Origin of the sequence: Duganella sp. sic0402 (assembly GCF_019219065.1) — a bacterium.
Lineage (GTDB): Bacteria > Pseudomonadota > Gammaproteobacteria > Burkholderiales > Burkholderiaceae_D > Rugamonas.
This window is the reverse complement of record NZ_JAHUWK010000045.1, coordinates 1-274: the sequence shown is the minus strand read 5'-3', so window position 1 is coordinate 274 and position 274 is coordinate 1. Positions and strand designations below refer to the sequence as shown.

Below are 274 nucleotides of genomic sequence, written 5' to 3'. Positions count from 1 at the left end.
TACTCATCTCGCCCACCTGTGTCGGTTTGCGGTACGGTCTCGTATGACTGAAGCTTAGAGGCTTTTCTTGGAACCACTTCCGATTGCTACGTGCACAAGTGCACTCGTCCCACTCCCTTGAATTACGCACCCGGATTTGCCTAAGTGCCTTCTATGAAGCAGAAACTGACTATTCCAACAGTCAGACAACCTTCCGCGATCCGTCCCCCCATCGCATCATACGACGGTGCAGGAATATTAACCTGCTTCCCATCAGCTACGCATCTCTGCCTCG

The 274-nt window shown here is 52.2% G+C and carries 1 rRNA gene; it reads right to left on the bottom strand.

The features are described from left to right. A 23S ribosomal RNA gene (locus tag KW842_RS27245) occupies nucleotides 1-274 on the bottom strand; the annotation flags it as partial.